The following is a 14,918-nucleotide window of genomic DNA, read 5'->3' on the forward strand; positions in this document are numbered from 1 at the left end:
TGTTTAATAATTGAAAATTTCTTTAAAGATTATCAATTATAAACTCCCAAACATTAAGAATTAGAATGGCATCAAAGAAAGGAATTGCAGTTACAATAATCATTTTAGCTGCAATTACTGGAGCAAGTTTTTTTGTATGGATGGTTCCTCAACAAAATGAAACCACATTCATCGTTACAGATTATGAAGGTTATCTAGATGGAGTAAAAAACATTCATGAAATTTTACAAGAGTCAACTGAAATTGAATATCAAAAACTTCTAGATAAGGATATTACACCAGAACAATATATTGCATCAGCTGACATCACATCATCCCAAATAACAGCTCAAATTAGTGAATTTGTCACATCAAAACCATCTGAAGAATGGCAAAATAGCTACATTAGTTACATGGATGCCATGAAGAAATTTAATGCATATGTGATAGAAACCAAAGTTCTAGCAAATCTAATAGAGAATGAAAGTTCAGAAGAAGAAATTTCAGAGATAAAACAAAAGATTGAATCATTAAAATCAGAATCACTAGAGTTAGTTAAGATTTCTGATGAGTCAAGACCAGACTAGCCTCAAAACCGAATTTTAATAATCATAATTGTTGGAAATCGTTAAAAAGTAATTCTACAAAACAAGATGAATGTCTCAACGCTCAGGCAAAGTAGAAAAAGATGTTAATGCATCTACGGCTAACAAATTACTTGTAATTTGTGTTGATAGAGATAATGATGTGGGCGAAAAGGCAGGAATAGTTACACCAGTAATTGGCAGAGATTCCTGTATTGAGGCAGCACAAAGATTAGCATTAGAAGATCCTGAAGACGCAGATTCAAATTCTATTTTTTCAGCAATTAAAACATACGAAGATTTGGTTAGTAAAGGATACCAAGTTGAAGTAGTTACGGTTGCAGGAATCAAAGATAGAGGAGTGCAAGCTGATGAAAAAATTCTTAGTGAAATAAGAAAGGTCTTAGAAAAATTTTCTGCAAATGGAGCAGTCATAGTTTCAGATGGGGAAGATGACGAAAGTGTCATTCCAGTTATTCAAAATGTCTTACCAGTAGTTTCTGTACAACGTGTTGTAATGAAAGTAAGTAGAAGTGTAGAGTATTCTTATGCAGTTTTTGGAAAATATCTAAAAATGATTGCATATGACTCGAGATATTCAAAATTTTTCTTAGGTGTTCCAGGAATACTTTTGTTAATTGGAGGAATTGCTACTATATTTGATTACACAGCAGAAATATTTGCAGTTCTTGTTAGCATTTTGGGTGGAGCATTTTTAATTCGAGCATTTGATATTGATAGAGTTTGGTCAAGTTGGTCAAAGCCTACACCTATGGGTTTTATCAGAATGTTTACAATGGTTGCAGGAATATTGTTAATACTTTCATCAATACCATCTGGAATTGCTGCAATTGATCCAGAATTAATTGAGTCAGATACAGGGTTGGTTGGAAAGATTACTGATCAAATAATTATTGGACAGTTTGTTTCAGGAGTATTACCAATCCTATGGACAGGACTTGGTGCAATATTTGCAGGAACGTTACTTAGTAATTGGATTGGAGGAATACCAAGACAAATCAGCGATATTTTGAGAATAATTGTTCTGATTGCGTTGTATCCAACAATATACCAATTTACCAACATCATGATTTCTGATGTGAGTTCATTTACTTTGATTCCACCATTACTTGGAGGTTTAGCAGCTACCTTGGTTTCAGCCACAATTCTCTTCAAAAAATACAGAAAACATAAAGATCAAGAGATGGTTTCAGATTAATTTGAGCCTGCAATCGTATGTAGGCTAAATTTTTCAAAAACACTGATATCTTTAATCTTATAGTAATTATCAAAAGGTGAACTGATATTAGCAAAATTAAAGATGTAATTTTTCAGTTATCAGGTCTATACAAGATTTATGGTAAAAGGTTAGAAAACGAGATTCAGAATGGAGATATTCCTAACCATGTTGCACTAATTTTAGACGGGAATAGAAGATGGGCCAAAAGGCATCTAACAATTCCAAAGGAAGGGCATTGGAAAGGGGCAGATGCAGTAGAGAACCTTCTTGATTGGTGTGAGGAATTTAATATCAAAATTGTTACGTTGTATGCACTATCAGCAGAAAACTTGGACAGAAATGATGAAGAATTAGAACATTTGTATGAATTAATTCGTATGAGATTAGAGAAATTATACAACGATCCACGAATTCACAGATGCAAGATGAGAGTAAAAGGAATAGGAAGAATTGAGTTGTTGCCTGAATCTATCAAAGAGGTTCTAAAACGATTAGATGATGCTACAAAAAACTATGACAATCATTTTCTAAATATTGCATTAGCATATGGTGGGCAGTATGAATTAGTTGATGCAGTAAAAAAGATAGGTGAAAAAATTAAAGACGGTCAATTAAATGTTGAAGATATTTCTAAAAAAGAGATAGAATCAAATCTTTACACATCACACTTACCACAATCATCGCCAGATATGATTTTGCGTACATCAGGTGAAAAAAGACTTAGTGGTTTTTTGATGTGGCAAAGTGCATATAGTGAATTAGTTTTTATGGATATTTTTTGGCCAGAGTTTAGGAAAATAGATTTAATGAGGGCCATCAGGACATTTCAAGAAAGAAAAAGAAGATTGGGAAAATGATAGAAGAGACATCTGCTGGAATTGTATTGTTTAGAAAAGAAGATTCTAAAAATCTGTTTTTGCTGTTGCATTATCCATCTGGACATTGGGATTTTGTAAAAGGAAAGATGGAAAAAGGAGAATCAACACACGAAACTGCAATCAGAGAAACAAAAGAAGAAACAGGAATAACAGATATCAATTTTTTAGATGATTTTGAAGAATGGATAGAATACAATTTTCAATACCAAAAAGAATTGGTTCATAAAAAAGTGGTTTTTTTCCTGGCAGAGACAAAAACTAAGCAAGTAAACATTTCACACGAACACTTGGATTATACTTGGATGGATTACAATACTGCAATGGAAAAAACTACATTTGATAATGCAAAAACGGTACTAACAAAAGCTCAAATGTTACTTACCAAGACTGTCTGATTGCAAACTTTTTGCAACATCAATTGGTTTTTTTGCATTGAGAATTGTTCTTCCTACAATCAGATAGTTTGTTCCAGACGAAATCACTTCATTTGCATTTCCACCTTGAGTTCCAACTCCAGGAGAAAAGATGTCGAGTTTTTTTCCAGCCTTTTTAGAGCAATACTGAATGATTTTTGGGAAAGTGGCTCCAACTACAATCCCATCAACTTTTGCAGTTAGGGCCCAATCCAAGAACAGTTGATAGAGTTGCTGTTTTTTTTGCATTTTGACTTCGATATCATAAGACAATTTAGCCTCAGGAGCACTCATGTGGCACAAAGTAATCACACCTTTTCCATTTTTGTGAGCAGATTTTACCAGATTTTTCAAACTATCTAATCCCATTATCGGATTGGCAATAACTGCGTCAAATCCTAAATTCCACAGGTTTTCTGTAGTTACACGATTTGTGTTACCAATGTCATTTAATTTGATATCTGCAATGGTTTGCAAACCATATCTATGAGCTGTTTTGTTTATTTTGAGAATTTGTTTTCCACTTAATGGAAGTAACAAATGAAAATTTAATTTTATTGCACAAAGATATGGATGTAGTTTTTTAATATTTGAAAGGGTTTTGGTTTCCAAATTTTTTACAGAAGGATCATAATCATTGGCAAGAATTACTTTGCCGTTAGTTTTTGCGATCTGTGAAAGTCTAGTTTTGAAGGTGAGCATAATCAACTAATGGATGAGTGTCTTTTAATTTTATTATTTTGATATACGAATAGCCATGCTCAGATGGACTGTCAACAAACGTTGGTTCAACAACATTACTTGTAGAAAATTTCAAAAATGGTTTTTCGGGATCATGATCAAGTAACACATGACAAAAATAGGAAGTTCCTTCTTCTTGAAAATTCATGAAGACACCAAGAAGCCACTTATCATTGTGTGGAAATAAGAACAAAGGAAATGGTATTTCCTCAAAGCCCCAAGTAAGTTTTGCAAGACTGGACATGTCTTCTAATTCAATTGGCTGATATCTATCAAGCGTACCATTTCCAGGTTTCAGTGTTTTTGGAAGAGATTTTATTCGAACAATGGGAGAATACAGTTTGCTAGAATCAGAAGTAGTATCTACAATTTCAGATTCTTCTTTTCCACCCTTTAGTCCATAACGAAGATAGTGGCCATTGTGCTCAAGTGGTGTGTAATACACAATTGGTTTTTCTTTTAGAACATCCATTTGTACAGATAGAATTTTTTTGCCATTATGATCATGAAGAAAAGACACGCGTGGTGCACGCTCAAGTGCACAAACAAGCCTAGTGAATTCTAAAGTAGAATTAACCTGGATGTAACGTGGTTGTTTATCAACAGTAGTAGATTGTTCCACGAAGATGTACGATCAATTAACAAATTAAACTTATCCAAAAATTTGGAGCCTAGTTTCTTCTGTCAATTACATCATTGACAGTTGGTCCGGTTCCAATAATTGTAACAGGCGTGTTTAATTCATCTTCAATATTTTTTATGAATGCTTTTGCATCATCAGATAATTCATCGTATGAAGTTTTTCCAGCACAATCTGTAAACAACACATCCAATTTTGTTATAGAGATTTGCGTTGCGCCATTAAGCATGATTGCACGCCTAGCTAAATCAAAATCAAAATCAGCTGCACGACGTTGACGGCCAGTTACAGTTCCAAACTCAGACCAGCCCTTCTTTTCAGCCTCCTCAAGTGAGAGTTCTTTGTCAAGAGGTCCCGTTCCCACACGTGTTACATAGGACTTGAAGACAACAATTACTTCATCTACTTTAGTGGGACCAAGTCCAATATCAGCACATATTCCTGAAGCAGTTACGTCTTTGGAGGTCACAAAGGGGTATGTTCCATGCCATAATGAAAGAAATGTTCCTTGAGTTCCTTCAATGAGCACATTTTCATTGTTATCCAAAGCAGAATTAATCTCATAAGGAACATCCACAATTAGTGATGATAATGAATCAAAGTCTTTTGCTAATTTTAAGACCCTCATTGCCCTATCAGCATTTGCAGGACCGGTTCCAGAACCCGTACTGCCAATTTTCTCTTTTAGTTCGCCCTTAGAGTCTCTTGCAAGATGTGTTTGCTCAATTATACCACAGTGTTTATCGATAAATGAGCGACCTGAAACACCAAAATCTTCAATCTCTTTTTTTAGTACATCTGGATTAATCACTACGCCAGGGCCAATCATGACTTTGGCATTTTTGTTTAAGAATCCACTTGGAAGCATTCGAACCTTGTAGACTTTGTCGCCATCTTTTATTGTGTGTCCAGCATTTGGACCAGCACCACCACGAACTATGATTTTTGGATTGTCTTTGATTGCCAAATATGAGATGATCTTTCCTTTTCCTTCATCTCCAAAAAATCCACCAACTACAACAGTAGATGTCATATTGTTGAACTTGAACTTGGTTTATTTAAGCTAAAGTGGTCTTGTATCATTTTATAACCAAGATAGAATTTTCTAGATCGATGGTTGGAGAAAATTTTGCAGGAAACATCATTATTAATTTAGCAAATCTTCCAGACTTTCTTAGAAATCCAATTTTAAAAAAACGCATGATGGAATTCTTTTCACTATCAAAACCAGATCAAGATGAAGTGATCAACAACGCATTAGAAGCAGGGCCAACAATTCCGTTTCCAAATTTTGCAAAGCTTTTCAAAACATGGCTTAAGATTTTAACTACACTTTCAGAAGAACAAAGAGAAGGACTATTTTCTGCATACATTACCGAAGTCTCACAAAATCCACAAAAATTAATCGCTTTTAATCTAGATGGCATTTTAGAGATTTATCTCACACTAGATGATGGTGAAAAGGAAACACTTGCAAACACGGTAAAAAGAATAATCAGCAATCTAGATGAGGATAAAAAGAGAAGAATAATGTTAGTTATTCCAGAAAATGCGAAAAAGCACTTGAAGTTTTAGGCACCTGTTGGCTCGTCAGGCTTTCTGTTATCCTCATTTGTATAATCTATAACTTCTCCTTCAGGAGACATTACACCTACAAAGATTTTCTCGTGTTTTTTCAATAATTTCCTGTGATCAGGCATGGACATATCAAGTTTCATTTCATTCATTACCATTATTTGGTATTCCTTCCATTCAGCCCAACACTTGTTACAGGTAGGATATTTCTCAGCAACTGGACCCAATTGTTCAGTATCAGGAATATCATTCTTGCATTTTGTACAAGTACGACTCATAGAAAATAGCAATCTGAAACTCCTTTTATCTTTTTAAAATTAACATGAGTATCCACAATTTTTCGAATTTTATATTAAATATGATACCTAGTTCAGATATTTTCTCTAGTTTTTTATGTCATAAAGCAGTACTGTATTCATGGTACTTGCATACATTGGAATTGCAATAGGTGTTTTGATAGTGGTAATCTTGATTGCAAAGATTGCAAGAACCAACCCACGTGAGGTTGCAGGAATAGATAGATATTGCAAAAAATGTGGCCTTGAAACAAAGGGACTTAATTGTCCTAAATGTGAGAAGAAATCCAAGTCATTTGGCGTATAATTCATAGTAGGTTCTAAACCATATTCAGTAAAACAACTATGTGAATGTAAAGTAATAATAATTAACAAAGATCAAATCATTCATGAAGATAAAGTGTCCTAAATGCAAAGAAGATGCAGAATTGGCACCAGATTTTTCTTTTGTAAAATGTGGATCTTGTGATTTAGACATGAGTTATGGAGAATATATCAAATTTGTAGCACATAATGAAGCAACATATTCAGACATACTTGGAGACTATGCAGGCAGTACAGAAGGACAAACTGCAGGGTCATTAGACGAATGGGATTAAAACCAGAGTAAAATCATCCATCAGATTAAAATAATTAGTTTAGCAAGTTTCTAAACATCATTGGAATTTTTATTAGAAAATATACTTAACCTTATAGGATTTTTGGTAGGCCTTGGAATCGGAATAATGTCATTAATTGGGTTTAGAAATACTGGCAGTCCAACATTATTTAGATTAACTATTGCGTTTTTTTCAATTAGTTTAGGGTTCTTTGTAATTTGGGCAGGATATATGGCAGAAGACTTTGTCACAAAATCAGGAAACATAGAAAGATGGGTACAAACATTAGGAATTGCAATTCAAACAGTAGGATACTTTTTCATTGCGTTTTCACATAGCATAAAATCATTTTTTCCAAAATCAAGTTACTTTAGATCAGTTGGAATCTTACCATTGTTTTTAGTTTCATCTGTTCAACTAGAGCATCTCTTTAGATCAGTGTCATTCATTTTGTTAGCATATGGTGCAATTGAAACCATGCTATCATATTTGGACAATAGGAACAAAGGTGCAATTTCTGTTTCAGTAGGGTTAGCATTATTAGCATTGGGTGAGTTTTTGGGATGGTATTCATTTGTATTCCCAGAATCAATTCTGTATTCTGTATCAATGGTAATCAAAATTGGTGGCTTGGTTGCACTGTTCATTCCAGTTAGTAAGGTTCCTCTAACCAAAATAAAATTTGATGAAGGATTGGAATAATTTCAATCTAGGCTCAAAATTTAACAAAATGCAAAATTTGTCAAATTCTTTTATCTTTTTAGTATATTGGAAAATATCAACGTCCTATCATAGAAATTATCAAAATAATTTGTAGAAAATGGCAGAGTATAGAACCCACATGAAAATTATCGGAGACATTCTATCAACTACTAGAGATGACCTTCAGGACGAGGATGGAGCAACAGTAACTTATCTAATCAGAAAAGCAAACATTTCTCATTCCAGAATTTCAAGAATTTTAAAGACATTAGTTTCTCAAGGACTATTAGAGCAAGTAGACACTCAAGGTTCAAACAAGTACAAGATCAGTCAGACAGGTAGAGAATTCCTTCAAGCATATTACAAATTTACAAGCTTTGCAGATAACTTTGGATTAAGCATTTAGTCTTCTTCATCTAAATTATCTAGATCATCATCAAAATCATCTTCAAAATCTGTATCCTCATAATTTGACTCAGACATACTGTACAATAGAAAAAATTTACTGTTAAAAACTTTTCAAAAGAAAATGGTAATTAAACAAAAAAAAGAAGGCAAAGCATTGAAAGTAGATTGTAATAAAGAGGGAATTGAAAAAGCATCTCAAATAGTTGAGAATGGCGGAATAGTTGTTTTTCCAACAGACACGGTATATGGTATAGGTTGTAACCCTTACAACAAAAAATCAGTGGAAAAAATTTATGAGATAAAGTCAAGAGACGTTGCAAAATCATTTCCAGTTTTAGTTTACTCAAAGGAGATAGCTAGTCAGATTGCTCATTTTGATAAAGTTGCAGAAAAAATTGCAAAGAAATTTTGGCCAGGTCCACTAACAATTATTTTGAAACTAACTGACAATAAATTAAAAGAATCATTAAATTTGAAAGACAAAATTGCACTAAGAGTTCCAAATCACAACTGCACGTTACAATTACTGAAAAGATGTAATTGTCTAATTGGTACCAGTGCAAATGTTTCAGGACAATCATCATTTTTTGATCCTCAAGAATGTATCAAAAATGTAGAAAATTATGATATTTTTGTTGATGGAGGAACAATTACAAGCAAAGGTGAATCAACAATTATTGAAATAGAAAATGACGAGATCAAGGTTATCAGGGAAGGCTCTTTGAGCAAAGAGGAGATTTTAGACGCATGAATTTGATAATCACATGTGCCAGACACCTTGAAACCGAAACAGAAGATGAACTAAGGGGATTTTTAGAAGAGTTTGGAGATTCTGATCCCAAAGTTACAATTACAAATATGTCAGGTATTTTGACTGCTGAAACAAAGTTAGATCCAATTGAGGTCGTAGGAAAAATCAAGGAAATGCTTCTTGATGAGCCATGGAGTGTAAGATATTGTTTGAGAATTATTCCAATTCAAAGAGTAGTTGAAACAAAAATCGAAGAGATAGAAAATGTTGCTGCAGAGATGGCTGAAAAAATTTCAAAGGATGAAAAGTATAGAATTTCAATTGAGAAAAGAAATTCAGATTTGTCTAGCAAAGAGATTATTTCAAAAATTGCAAACAAGATAAAAAATCATGTATCACTGGAGTTTCCAGACAAAGTTGTCTTAATTGAGATTTTAGGAAATAAAACTGGCATGTCCATACTAAAAAAATCAGACATCCTAAGTACGGAGAAGACCAAGCGCAGCATTTCAGAGTAAAATTGCAGCTTTTTCAACCAAGATATCTTCAAGAGGGTTCTTAGAGTAAACTGAATCAATTTGTTTTTTTGATATCTTAAAGCAGCTCTTCAAAAACTTGTCATTATTTTTTGAGAACAGTGGAATTGTTATGGATGATAATTCTTCAGATAATGAATCTAAATTTTTTTTATTTCCGATTGCAATTAAAATAAAATCAGTTTTAGCTTTTATTCCAGCAGAAGAAATTGCAGCTGAAATTTGTTTTGTCAATGCAAAACGCATCAAAATATCGGTTTCAAGTTTTTTTGAAATCAAAATATTCTTTTTTTCAGATTCTATTGAAAGTGACAAAATTTTTTTCAAATGAGAATTATTCAATACGAATTGGCTTGATACTGCCTGAAGTTGGAGTTTAGGGAATTTTTTTCTGAGATTATCAAGGAATGTGACATCAATTGTTTTTTGCCCCTTTATTTGGATAATTTGGATTTGTTTTGAGGAAATTTTGTAAAGCAGTTTTTTTGTTGCACCACCATGAATTACAGGTATTATACTTACGACATCATTATTTTTAATCATTGTATCTTTTCCATCCATTGCAGAAGAATCAACACCATTTACAGCAATCAAAATATTTTCAGTATCTAATTTTGGAGAATCATCAGATTTTAATTGCAATAACAAGTCAATTAATTCTTGAATAGTAATGTCTGATTGTTCAATTTCTAATTCATCTTTTGAGAATGATTTTTTGGCACCGCCAACAAGTTTTACCTTAATCATGATGTTTGATTAAAAGTTTGAAATTAATAATTAATTTGTTATTTGGATTTTTCTTCAGCAGTATCAGTTGTATCTGCTGCAGGTGCTTCTGTGGTTTCAATGGTTTCAGTTGTTTCAGCAGTCTCAGTTGTTTCTACTGCAGGTGCTTCTGTGGTTTCAGTTGTTTCTGCAGATTTTGTATCAATTTGAGATTCTTCTTCTAGTTTTGAAGATTCAATTTGAGCTTGTTTTGCCTTTGCTTCTCTAATCTCTTTTTTGATAAATTTTGTAATATATCCTGCAACTTCGTTTTTTAGGCCTTTTGAGCGAACAATAGAAACTTGATCTAAGACCTTTTTGTTATCAGCAAAGTCTTCACCAAACTTTGATTTGTGAGATTCCAAAACTTCGTATGAAAGGCGTTTTATTCTATCCACGCCTCGTCTAAAGATTAGGGTATTTTATATCTATATTCCAAGATATGAGTTTGAATTTTTTTCTAGCAGTATTGCAGTGTCGTCAAATGTTTTACCAAGAATTTTAGAGGCACAAAAAATCACACTAGGGATAAACCCAATTTGTCCAGACTTCATTTCAAAACATCTAGAAAATCTAACAGGTCCATCAGTTTCTACAAGAATTTTAGATTCATCACTCTTTGACAACAAAGTTTGTTTGTCATTAGCATAGATCATAACGGGTCCAAAGGATACAAAAAATCCCATATCCATGGCCCTTTGAAGTTGCTTTTTACTTCCATCAAACCAATGTAGTAAGGCATGTTTGGTATTATAGGAAGTCATAATTTGAAAAACATCATCTAGACTTTTTCGTGAATGAATAGATACTGGTTTGTGGAATTTTTCTGCAACAGATAAAAGAGTTTCAAAGACAAGAGTTTGTCTTTTAGAATCTTCATCGTTTTTAGTATAGGTAGGATCTAACCCTATTTCACCAATTCCAGAAAGAGTATCATGATTATTTTCTATCATTGTAACTACTTTTTCCAAGTCATCATTTGCACATTCAGGATGAATTCCAATAAATGGCAACACAAGATTACTTTTTTTTGCTAGTTCCAAAGTTTGTATAGAGTTTTCTGCATCCATAGACACGCAACATGCTTTAATTTTCAAACATTCCATTTCTTTTAAAATGAAATCCATGTCAGAAGAATATTGAGGATCAGATAAATGAATATGAGAATCAAAATACCAAGTCATTTCTTGATCAATTCTTAAAATAGTCTGTATAAATCGATTCCTTAGTGATATTTTTTAACTCATTATCTTTTTTCGGAAAAAACTAAAACAAAATTTATGAAATCTTCAGAATTAGGTCTATCGGCCATGTATAGAATTTTGAAAAAAGCTGGTGCGGAAAGAGTCAGCGATGAATCTGCAGATGAATTAAGAAGAGTAATAGAAGATGTGGCAAATGGTATTGCTAAAAGTGCAGTAGACATGGCTTCTCACGCAGGTAGAAAAACTGTAAAAGGTGAAGACGTGAAATTAGCTTCAAAGCCATTTAACAAATTCTAATCTAAAGAGTTTAATTGTTCATTTTGTGTTTTTCAAAACGGTACTCTGGCAGAACGGTTATGCGTGGGCCTGCAAAGCCTATACAAGGGGGTTCGACTCCCTCGGGTACCTTTATTCAACAATAACTTGTCCCTGCATCCATGGATGTAAGGTACAAAAATAATCAAAAGTTCCTACATCATCAAAAGTAAGTGTATAGGCTTCAAAGGGATCCATATATCCACTATCAAAAAGATCTATGGGTGCATCATAAAATCCAGATGTGACACTATGAAATGCAGAATCTTCATTTACCCATGTTACAGATTCACCTGCACTGATTGTAATGACAGATGGAATGTAGCATCTATCTTCTGCCTCACAACCGGGACGAGAAACTTTTGTTGGCATTATAACATCACCTTTAATCTTAGATTCAGATTGAAAAATTTCTTTAACAGAATCTGATGTTGATTCAGGAGCAGGTTGAGGTTCTGGCTCAGGTTGAGAGTCTACATCAAAATTTGAAAATGCAACAGCTAGAGCTATGATGATAACTATTCCAATTATCCCATAGGCAGTTATTTTCTTTATCAAATCTTTTCACATCTAAAACAGAGTTATTACATAATTACCAAATTCTCTAAATATATAACATACTAGAAAAGTAAATTGGCTCAAAATGGAAACGGGTTATTAGAATACATACCTGGCTCACACACACTACTAGTTCAAAAAAACTCTAGTCCACCTCTTGAAGGATTTGCAGAAAACGTTAGAGGCAGCATACATGAATATGCTGAGAATTCAAAAAGCGATGTTGAGAAAGGAAATAATTTTCTTCACTGGATATTAACACGAGTTTTTGAGGCTACAGAAGATGATGCTGCAGATGCAATCGTAGATGGAGCAAATGACTTGGGTATTGATGCATATCTTCCAGTAGATTTTTCAGATAACACAATTAGATTATTTCAATCAAAGTACGGAACATCTCATTCACTAGAGGCAATTGCAAAATTCAAAGAAGATACAAAAAGGTTACTTGCAAAAGATGTTACCAAAATGAGACCAGAATTGGCACAGCTTGTAACAAAGATCAAGGAAAAAAATCTCAAAGTAAAATGCTGTTATGTTACAGATCAGGAAGTAGATTATCACGATGAAATGGTAGAAGTAATTGATGAAAGAAAAATCATTCAAAAATTATGGGACAGGATAAAAAAGCCAGCAGCAGGTAAAAAATCATCAATACGACTAGAAAAAATGCTCAGACATGAAAATACAATACTAGGTATTTTGAAACTACGTGAACTTACAGAATTTGTAAGTAAGAACAGAGATTATGTCTTTGAATCAAATATCAGACAATGGATGCAGTTTAAGACTACAGTTAACAAAGGTCTACGAGAGACACTACAAAGTAATCCTAACAAATTCTTTTTCTACAATAACGGAATAACTATTGTAGTAAGTGATTTTTCAGAACTAGGTGAAAACATGATTGAGCTTCATGCACCACAAATAGTAAACGGTGCTCAAACATCAAATTCCATACTTGATCATTCAAAAAGAACAAAAAACATGGATGGCTCCATGACAGTAACAATAATCAAAGCAGATGATGAACAAGAACAAAACAACATCACAAAATATAGAAATTCACAAAATTCAGTGCGTGGAAAAGATTTAGTTTCTTTAATGGACTTTCACAAGTCAATCAAATCACAGTTAAAAAATTGTGGTTATTTTTATGAAATTCAAGCAGGTTCTTTTGATACAAAATCAAAATCCAAACAATGTGAATATTTGGGAGATTCTACATACAACAATTATCTTCCAGATAATCACAAAAAAGTTATTGTTGCAAAAGATGCAATTCAATCTTTAGTTGCAGGAATTGAACAGAGGCCAACAGAGGCATACAGCTCACCAGCTCAATTTCTCCCAAGAGGTAGCAAGTATGATGACATCTTCAATGACAACCTAAAAGATGATTACAGAATTCTGTTGTACCCATATCTTGTTAAGGAATATGCAAAAAAGTCATTAAAATATGGAAAGAAGGGAGGTCACAAAACAAAAAGATACGCAACATTGTTCTTTGTTGCAGTGTACTTTAGAATACTACACAAGAAGATTTTGGAATCAAAGGGGGATTTTAAGGGAGACATTAGGAAAATAGAGCCTGTTTTTCGCAGCTTCAAACTTAATTCTAGAATTCTAAAGCTAGCAGACGTGATTGTAACAAAATTTCTTGAAGATACAGTAGTCGATGATGAGATAGAGATGGCAAATACAAAGCACAATTTCTTTTCTCAGCATGTTTGGAATGAAACCATGCTTAGAGTGATTGATAAAAAAATTAGGCAAGAGGAAGATGAGATTTTGGCATTAAAGAAGCTAACAAACAGTTTGTTGTGATTCTAAAAAGGTAGAGTCCAACCAAGTAAAAATCTTGCAGGAGGTTTACATTGGTCAGACTACTACCTGAATTTTATAAAAACAAGTGGTATTTAACATAATTTTTATCAAGTTTTCTAGAATGTTTTTTATATCGATTAAAAAGAGCAGAAACACTTTGGTATTAAAAGAAAAATGTGCAATTTGTAGTGAAAAAATTAAGCTTCGTTTCAATCCGATGGAAGAATGGGGAATTGAAGGTTCAATCTGCGGAGATTGTTATTCAAAAAAAATTAACGAACACTATCCCGGTGATCATGTTAGAGTAAACAAGCACTTAGACTAGTTCTGATCTAATTTTGAAAATTCATTTGCATTAAAACAATTCCAAACTAGAGGATCAGTCTTTACATCTTTTTCTTCAAGAAATTTGATATCAGTGATTGTTTTTTTCCTTTTCAGCAAGTTTACTTGGAAACTAGAGAACTTTTTACAGTCACATTTGTTGTATAAACATACATCATCATCACCTTCGTCATGATCTGCTGCTTCATGACCACATTGACACATTGCATCTTTTTTTACATCACTAAGGGATTTTTTAGCGTACGTACCCAATCGTAGATAAGCTTCTCCTCCATGTCCTTTCTTAAAGCGTTCATAATTTTCTGATTTTTGTAAAATTTTAAAGAAAGACAAATTCGTGTCAGGTTTCTGTGAATCAGATCCCATAATGAACCAATATTTGTCGCCAACCTCTACAAATCGGATTTTAATGGATGGATCTACCCAATAACGTATGGTATCATGCCACAAAGAAGCAGATTCTTTTCGATCAGAGACCAAAGGGACAACATTCATCCTAAGATCATAGTATCTGTAAGCAACACCAACAAAGTCATTAAACCAAGGTATTGAAGCAGACAT

The 14,918-nt window shown here is 33.2% G+C and carries 23 protein-coding genes; 14 read left to right on the plus strand and 9 right to left on the minus strand.

The window, feature by feature from the left end; translation table 11 throughout:
- Positions 1-65: 65 nt before the first annotated feature.
- The 4 genes from NKOR_RS07725 to NKOR_RS07740 all read left to right on the plus strand — a co-directional run bounded on the left by NKOR_RS07725 (position 66) and on the right by NKOR_RS07740 (position 3,076).
- Positions 66-566: a hypothetical protein gene (locus NKOR_RS07725; RefSeq protein WP_014963799.1), complete on the plus strand. Its 501-nt coding sequence runs from the start codon at positions 66-68 to the stop codon at positions 564-566.
- A gap of 70 nt (positions 567-636) precedes the next feature.
- Positions 637-1,782: a DUF373 family protein gene (locus tag NKOR_RS07730; protein WP_014963800.1), complete on the plus strand. Its 1,146-nt coding sequence runs from the start codon at positions 637-639 to the stop codon at positions 1,780-1,782.
- A 176-nt stretch (positions 1,783-1,958) separates the two neighbouring features.
- A complete protein-coding gene (gene uppS, locus NKOR_RS07735) occupies positions 1,959-2,660 on the plus strand; it encodes a polyprenyl diphosphate synthase (protein ID WP_255348572.1) in 702 nt (233 codons plus the stop codon).
- The gene (locus NKOR_RS07740) at positions 2,657-3,076 is read left to right on the plus strand and encodes a bis(5'-nucleosyl)-tetraphosphatase (protein WP_014963802.1); all 420 of its coding nucleotides are present in this window, start codon (positions 2,657-2,659) and stop codon (positions 3,074-3,076) included. Before uppS ends, NKOR_RS07740 begins: the two co-directional genes overlap by 4 nt.
- On the opposite strand, the gene NKOR_RS07745 is transcribed toward NKOR_RS07740, so the two are convergent.
- Genes NKOR_RS07745 through NKOR_RS07755 form a run of 3 tightly spaced genes read right to left on the minus strand, consistent with a single transcriptional unit; the run spans position 3,056 to position 5,508 of the window.
- The gene (locus NKOR_RS07745; RefSeq protein WP_014963803.1) at positions 3,056-3,796 is read right to left on the minus strand and encodes an orotidine 5'-phosphate decarboxylase; all 741 of its coding nucleotides are present in this window, start codon (positions 3,794-3,796) and stop codon (positions 3,056-3,058) included. The genes NKOR_RS07740 and NKOR_RS07745 overlap by 21 nt on opposite strands.
- A complete protein-coding gene (locus NKOR_RS07750; RefSeq protein ID WP_014963804.1) occupies positions 3,777-4,457 on the minus strand; it encodes a hypothetical protein in 681 nt (226 codons plus the stop codon). The genes NKOR_RS07745 and NKOR_RS07750 overlap by 20 nt, the downstream gene beginning before the upstream one ends.
- A gap of 49 nt (positions 4,458-4,506) precedes the next feature.
- On the minus strand, positions 4,507-5,508 hold the full coding sequence (locus NKOR_RS07755; RefSeq protein ID WP_014963805.1) for an adenylosuccinate synthetase: 1,002 nt from the start codon (positions 5,506-5,508) through the stop codon (positions 4,507-4,509).
- 80 nt (positions 5,509-5,588) lie between these two features.
- On the opposite strand from NKOR_RS07755, the gene NKOR_RS07760 reads away from it, so the two are divergent.
- Positions 5,589-6,050 (plus strand): hypothetical protein, encoded by a 462-nt coding sequence (locus NKOR_RS07760; protein WP_014963806.1) that lies wholly within the window; start codon positions 5,589-5,591, stop codon positions 6,048-6,050.
- Here the strand turns inward: NKOR_RS07760 and NKOR_RS07765 are convergent.
- Positions 6,047-6,328: a Fe(2+)-trafficking protein gene (locus NKOR_RS07765; RefSeq protein ID WP_014963807.1), complete on the minus strand. Its 282-nt coding sequence runs from the start codon at positions 6,326-6,328 to the stop codon at positions 6,047-6,049. The genes NKOR_RS07760 and NKOR_RS07765 overlap by 4 nt on opposite strands.
- 139 nt (positions 6,329-6,467) lie before the next feature.
- Here NKOR_RS07765 and NKOR_RS07770 point away from each other — a divergent pair, with 139 nt between their 5' ends.
- The 6 genes from NKOR_RS07770 to NKOR_RS07795 all read left to right on the plus strand — a co-directional run bounded on the left by NKOR_RS07770 (position 6,468) and on the right by NKOR_RS07795 (position 9,324).
- Entirely contained in the window at positions 6,468-6,653 is a 186-nt protein-coding gene (locus NKOR_RS07770; RefSeq protein WP_014963808.1) for a hypothetical protein, read from the plus strand.
- Between the two features lie 82 nt (positions 6,654-6,735).
- Positions 6,736-6,945 (plus strand): hypothetical protein, encoded by a 210-nt coding sequence (locus tag NKOR_RS07775; RefSeq protein ID WP_014963809.1) that lies wholly within the window; start codon positions 6,736-6,738, stop codon positions 6,943-6,945.
- 60 nt (positions 6,946-7,005) lie between these two features.
- Positions 7,006-7,647 (plus strand): hypothetical protein, encoded by a 642-nt coding sequence (locus NKOR_RS07780; protein ID WP_014963810.1) that lies wholly within the window; start codon positions 7,006-7,008, stop codon positions 7,645-7,647.
- A 118-nt stretch (positions 7,648-7,765) separates the two neighbouring features.
- Positions 7,766-8,053 carry a winged helix-turn-helix domain-containing protein gene (locus NKOR_RS07785; protein ID WP_014963811.1) on the plus strand — a complete coding sequence of 96 codons (288 nt, stop codon included), beginning with the start codon at positions 7,766-7,768 and terminating at the stop codon, positions 8,051-8,053.
- A 123-nt stretch (positions 8,054-8,176) separates the two neighbouring features.
- Positions 8,177-8,806 carry an L-threonylcarbamoyladenylate synthase gene (locus NKOR_RS07790; RefSeq protein WP_014963812.1) on the plus strand — a complete coding sequence of 210 codons (630 nt, stop codon included), beginning with the start codon at positions 8,177-8,179 and terminating at the stop codon, positions 8,804-8,806.
- Complete coding sequence (locus NKOR_RS07795; RefSeq protein ID WP_014963813.1) at positions 8,803-9,324, plus strand: THUMP domain-containing protein; 522 nt, start codon at positions 8,803-8,805, stop codon at positions 9,322-9,324. The genes NKOR_RS07790 and NKOR_RS07795 overlap by 4 nt, the downstream gene beginning before the upstream one ends.
- Here the strand turns inward: NKOR_RS07795 and cgi121 are convergent.
- The 3 genes from cgi121 to NKOR_RS07810 are packed head-to-tail and all read right to left on the minus strand — an operon-like array spanning position 9,316 to position 11,291.
- Positions 9,316-10,089 (minus strand): KEOPS complex subunit Cgi121, encoded by a 774-nt coding sequence (gene cgi121, locus NKOR_RS07800; protein ID WP_014963814.1) that lies wholly within the window; start codon positions 10,087-10,089, stop codon positions 9,316-9,318. The two genes, NKOR_RS07795 and cgi121, sit on opposite strands and share 9 nt — an antisense overlap.
- Before the next feature lie 38 nt (positions 10,090-10,127).
- Positions 10,128-10,505 (minus strand): hypothetical protein, encoded by a 378-nt coding sequence (locus tag NKOR_RS07805; RefSeq protein ID WP_014963815.1) that lies wholly within the window; start codon positions 10,503-10,505, stop codon positions 10,128-10,130.
- A 30-nt stretch (positions 10,506-10,535) separates the two neighbouring features.
- The gene (locus tag NKOR_RS07810; protein ID WP_014963816.1) at positions 10,536-11,291 is read right to left on the minus strand and encodes a TatD family hydrolase; all 756 of its coding nucleotides are present in this window, start codon (positions 11,289-11,291) and stop codon (positions 10,536-10,538) included.
- Between the two features lie 96 nt (positions 11,292-11,387).
- On the opposite strand from NKOR_RS07810, the gene NKOR_RS07815 reads away from it, so the two are divergent.
- Positions 11,388-11,609 (plus strand): histone family protein, encoded by a 222-nt coding sequence (locus tag NKOR_RS07815; RefSeq protein WP_014963817.1) that lies wholly within the window; start codon positions 11,388-11,390, stop codon positions 11,607-11,609.
- A 111-nt stretch (positions 11,610-11,720) separates the two neighbouring features.
- On the opposite strand, the gene NKOR_RS07820 is transcribed toward NKOR_RS07815, so the two are convergent.
- A complete protein-coding gene (locus tag NKOR_RS07820) occupies positions 11,721-12,185 on the minus strand; it encodes a cupredoxin domain-containing protein (protein ID WP_014963818.1) in 465 nt (154 codons plus the stop codon).
- A gap of 75 nt (positions 12,186-12,260) precedes the next feature.
- On the opposite strand from NKOR_RS07820, the gene NKOR_RS07825 reads away from it, so the two are divergent.
- Entirely contained in the window at positions 12,261-14,012 is a 1,752-nt protein-coding gene (locus NKOR_RS07825; RefSeq protein WP_014963819.1) for an AIPR family protein, read from the plus strand.
- 157 nt (positions 14,013-14,169) lie between these two features.
- Positions 14,170-14,337 (plus strand): hypothetical protein, encoded by a 168-nt coding sequence (locus tag NKOR_RS10100; RefSeq protein WP_016939461.1) that lies wholly within the window; start codon positions 14,170-14,172, stop codon positions 14,335-14,337.
- On the opposite strand, the gene NKOR_RS07830 is transcribed toward NKOR_RS10100, so the two are convergent.
- Positions 14,334-14,918, minus strand: coding sequence for a hypothetical protein (locus NKOR_RS07830; protein ID WP_014963821.1), 585 nt, complete (start codon positions 14,916-14,918; stop codon positions 14,334-14,336). The two genes, NKOR_RS10100 and NKOR_RS07830, sit on opposite strands and share 4 nt — an antisense overlap.

The organism is Candidatus Nitrosopumilus koreensis AR1 (assembly GCF_000299365.1).
Lineage (GTDB): Archaea > Thermoproteota > Nitrososphaeria > Nitrososphaerales > Nitrosopumilaceae > Nitrosopumilus > Nitrosopumilus koreensis.

Coding starts and splice junctions, on each gene's coding strand:
- cgi121 (WP_014963814.1), bottom strand. CDS start 10,089: ATGATTAAGGTAAAACTTGTTGGCGGTGCCAAAAAATCATTCTCAAAA.
- NKOR_RS07760 (WP_014963806.1), top strand. CDS start 5,589: ATGGTTGGAGAAAATTTTGCAGGAAACATCATTATTAATTTAGCAAAT.
- NKOR_RS07790 (WP_014963812.1), top strand. CDS start 8,177: ATGGTAATTAAACAAAAAAAAGAAGGCAAAGCATTGAAAGTAGATTGT.
- NKOR_RS07830 (WP_014963821.1), bottom strand. CDS start 14,918: ATGTCTGCTTCAATACCTTGGTTTAATGACTTTGTTGGTGTTGCTTAC.
- NKOR_RS07785 (WP_014963811.1), top strand. CDS start 7,766: ATGGCAGAGTATAGAACCCACATGAAAATTATCGGAGACATTCTATCA.
- NKOR_RS07810 (WP_014963816.1), bottom strand. CDS start 11,291: ATGACTTGGTATTTTGATTCTCATATTCATTTATCTGATCCTCAATAT.
- NKOR_RS07815 (WP_014963817.1), top strand. CDS start 11,388: ATGAAATCTTCAGAATTAGGTCTATCGGCCATGTATAGAATTTTGAAA.
- NKOR_RS07755 (WP_014963805.1), bottom strand. CDS start 5,508: ATGACATCTACTGTTGTAGTTGGTGGATTTTTTGGAGATGAAGGAAAA.
- NKOR_RS07795 (WP_014963813.1), top strand. CDS start 8,803: ATGAATTTGATAATCACATGTGCCAGACACCTTGAAACCGAAACAGAA.
- NKOR_RS07730 (WP_014963800.1), top strand. CDS start 637: ATGTCTCAACGCTCAGGCAAAGTAGAAAAAGATGTTAATGCATCTACG.
- NKOR_RS07775 (WP_014963809.1), top strand. CDS start 6,736: ATGAAGATAAAGTGTCCTAAATGCAAAGAAGATGCAGAATTGGCACCA.
- NKOR_RS07765 (WP_014963807.1), bottom strand. CDS start 6,328: ATGAGTCGTACTTGTACAAAATGCAAGAATGATATTCCTGATACTGAA.
- NKOR_RS07740 (WP_014963802.1), top strand. CDS start 2,657: ATGATAGAAGAGACATCTGCTGGAATTGTATTGTTTAGAAAAGAAGAT.
- NKOR_RS07770 (WP_014963808.1), top strand. CDS start 6,468: ATGGTACTTGCATACATTGGAATTGCAATAGGTGTTTTGATAGTGGTA.
- NKOR_RS07725 (WP_014963799.1), top strand. CDS start 66: ATGGCATCAAAGAAAGGAATTGCAGTTACAATAATCATTTTAGCTGCA.
- NKOR_RS07745 (WP_014963803.1), bottom strand. CDS start 3,796: ATGCTCACCTTCAAAACTAGACTTTCACAGATCGCAAAAACTAACGGC.